The organism is Pontibacter rugosus, from assembly GCF_042678745.1.
In the GTDB taxonomy this organism is placed as follows: domain Bacteria; phylum Bacteroidota; class Bacteroidia; order Cytophagales; family Hymenobacteraceae; genus Pontibacter; species Pontibacter rugosus.
The window spans coordinates 1-2,992 of sequence record NZ_JBHTLD010000347.1 but is presented as its reverse complement, the minus strand read 5'-3'; the positions used below and the strand labels follow the sequence as shown (position 1 = coordinate 2,992).

General features: G+C 43.0%; 4 protein-coding genes. All 4 read left to right on the top strand.

Going from position 1 to position 2,992, the window contains the following annotated elements; translation table 11 throughout:
* Positions 1–797 (top strand): fasciclin domain-containing protein (locus tag ACFQ2O_RS20950; RefSeq protein ID WP_377532718.1); only part of this gene is annotated, 797 nt, incomplete at its 5' end.
* A gap of 117 nt (positions 798–914) precedes the next feature.
* Positions 915–1,601 (top strand): fasciclin domain-containing protein, encoded by a 687-nt coding sequence (locus ACFQ2O_RS20945; RefSeq protein WP_377532716.1) that lies wholly within the window; start codon positions 915–917, stop codon positions 1,599–1,601.
* A gap of 72 nt (positions 1,602–1,673) precedes the next feature.
* Positions 1,674–2,342 carry a fasciclin domain-containing protein gene (locus ACFQ2O_RS20940; RefSeq protein ID WP_377532714.1) on the top strand — a complete coding sequence of 223 codons (669 nt, stop codon included), beginning with the start codon at positions 1,674–1,676 and terminating at the stop codon, positions 2,340–2,342.
* 120 nt (positions 2,343–2,462) lie between these two features.
* Positions 2,463–2,992, top strand: a 530-nt coding sequence (locus ACFQ2O_RS20935; protein ID WP_377532712.1) for a hypothetical protein, incomplete at its 3' end; no start/stop codon positions are given.

Genomic DNA, 2,992 nt, shown 5'->3' with positions numbered 1-2,992 from the left:
CTTGTAAGTATTACTCAATATTATATTTGAGCAACTATAAAAAACTGAAAGCTATGAAAAAGAGAATGATTATACCAATGGCTCTCGCAACATCTATGATGATGTTTAGCTGCGCGAGTTCAAATGAAAATATGAATGCAACTGCCATGGACGATGACATGTCTATGAGCTCAACACAAACAATGGGAGGTACTGCCTCTGATGCGTCAGAGGGCGAGACACTTACTGTTGAAGAAACTGCTGTAGCCGTTATGCCTGTGGGTACAATTTCGTCTACTACGCTGCAGATGGAAAATTCAGTAGACGTAAACGACATGTTCGAAGGCCTTGGTGATACAGAGTCGCAGGATGTGCTGTCTTTAGCAAGAACAAGCCCTAACCTATCAACCTTTGTTACACTTATAGAGCAAGCAGGTCTAGTTGATGATTTGCAAAGAGTAGAAGAACTCACGCTCTTGGCGCCAACAAACGAAGCATTTGCAAAATTACCTCAAGAAAAGCTACAGATGCTGTTGATGCCTGATAATAAGGCACAGCTAATGGCTATTTTACAGGCACATGTTATTCCATCTAATGTATCTACTTTACAATTGGAGAGCAACACCCGTATAAGACTTACAGAAGATACTTATATTCCTATTGAAACAAGTGGTGCTGCAGCTAATAGCATGATTACAATAGGTGGTGCCCGTATTGTAAAAGGTAACACAGAAGCATCAAATGGCACTATACATGTTATTGATTCTGTAATTATACCTTCACAAAATGCTCGTGAAGACACAGGAATAACAAACTAAGTATAAAATTACTTTTATAGAGAGAGAGCCCTTCCAAAAAAGGGCTCTTTTCTTTTTTATACCTCGTATAATTAAACAGACCACAACTTTCAATTTATTCAGTTAAGAAAACAGACTATGATAAAGACTATCCCATCACCTTTAGCTATACTGATGCTACTGTGCACCGGGCTATATAGCTGTGCCAGCTCCAATGGAGAAATGACTGACTCAACTGCTATTGAAGAAACAACCATCAGTGAAACACAGACAATGGCTGGCACTACTGATGAGGCAGCCACAAGAGCAGACAGGATGAATAATGCGGCTACTGATGTAACAGATGAGAGAGCTTATAGCAACATGTTTTCTACAGTGGAAAATACAGCACAATACGACATCGTAGCCTTAGCCAAAATGGACCCTAATCTTACCACATTTGTTACGCTACTAGAACATGCCGGTATGAGTAGCAATCTGATGCAGGGAGATGCTTATACGGTGTTTGCACCTACAAACGCAGCTTTTGCCGCCCTGCCACAAGATAAGTTAAGCATGCTGATGAAACCGGAGAGTAAAGCAGAATTGATTAAACTGCTCCAGGTGCATGTTCTGCCGACAGAGGTAAGATCAAGCGGATTTAACAGCAGCCAGCGCATAGAGACAGGTGGTGGAGACCATGTCCAAATTGATGTCGGTGTAAACGATTCTTATATTACAGTGGGTGGAGCCTCTATCGTAAAATCTGATGTGGCTGCTTCAAACGGCGTTATACATGTTGTTGATAGCTTAATCCAGCCAACTGAAACCATAGATCGCTACTGAAGTTAAGCCGCTCCAACTGTGATGCTTCAGCCCCCACGAACTAAAATAAATTAGAACATAGCACCTGCAACTATGAAAAGATACACACTACTGATAGCCACGTTAATCACTGGGGCAATGCTCTGGAGCTGTGCTAGCTCTGAGACACAAACACCTATGACCAGTACTGCCGCAACAGGCGGAACTTTAACCCAGCAAGAGTCTATCGCTACTAATGAGGAGGCTGGAGAACCCGCTGCACAGGCTCCCATGGACCGGGATACTGATATGTCAGCAGAAGAGCCGACGAACAGTAACATATCAGCCAACAATCAGGTGGGCCGCAATATGAATATCGCAGCTATGATACAGCAGAACCCAAACCTATCTACCATGTTTGAGCTTATAAGAGCTGCCGATATGCTTGCAGTACTCGAGAGTCCTGCCCCCTATACCGTATTTGCTCCTACAAATGATGCTTTTGCAGCCTTGCCAGCAGGTACATTACAGGTTCTGAAACAACCTGGTAATAAAATGGAACTTACACGAATTCTTCAGTCTCATGTCTTACCTAATAGAATTACCTCTAACGAGATGACAGATAACTTGGCTTTACAGACTGCACAGGGAGAAGAAGTAGTAGTAAATGTACAAGGCCAGAACTTGAAAGTAGGCAACGCAATGGTATTAATTTCAGACGTGGAGGCGTCGAATGGAGTGATACATGTAATCGATAAGGTACTACTACCACCAAAAAAATAGCGGTTTTCAAGCAGTTAATGCAGGTATCGTAACCATATAAGAGTATAAGCCGTTAAAAAAGACATACCGGAAAGAGTTTCCGGGGACACTTGACCAGAATAAAACTATAAAGAAAAAGCTATGGTAAACAACACAGATACAGCGGGAATGATGACCGCCATGTTTAGAGATAGAGAAAGCGCAGAACGTGCGTATAACGAACTGCGTGCAAGAGGATACGACAAAGATGACATAAACGTGATTATGTCTGATGAAGGACGTAAGCGCCACTTTGATGATGACTCTAAAGATCACACAACAGAGCTTGGCAATAAGTCTCTTGAAGGTACAGGTGCTGGTTCTGCTATCGGTGGTACATTGGGTGCCATTGTGGGTGCAGTAGCAGCGATTGGTACATCAGTAGCAATTCCAGGTTTAGGCCTGATAGTAGCTGGTCCGTTGGCAGCTGGTTTAGCTGGTGCCGGTGCCGGTGGTTTAACAGGCGGTTTGATTGGTGCCCTGATTGGTGCCGGTATACCTGAAGAACGCGCTGAAGTGTACGAATCAGGAATTAAGGAAGGTAACATTGTGCTGGCCTTTAAGCCGCGTAATGCAGAAGATGCTCGTTATTTCGAGACACACTTCCAAAATAACAGAGGAGAGCATATCTA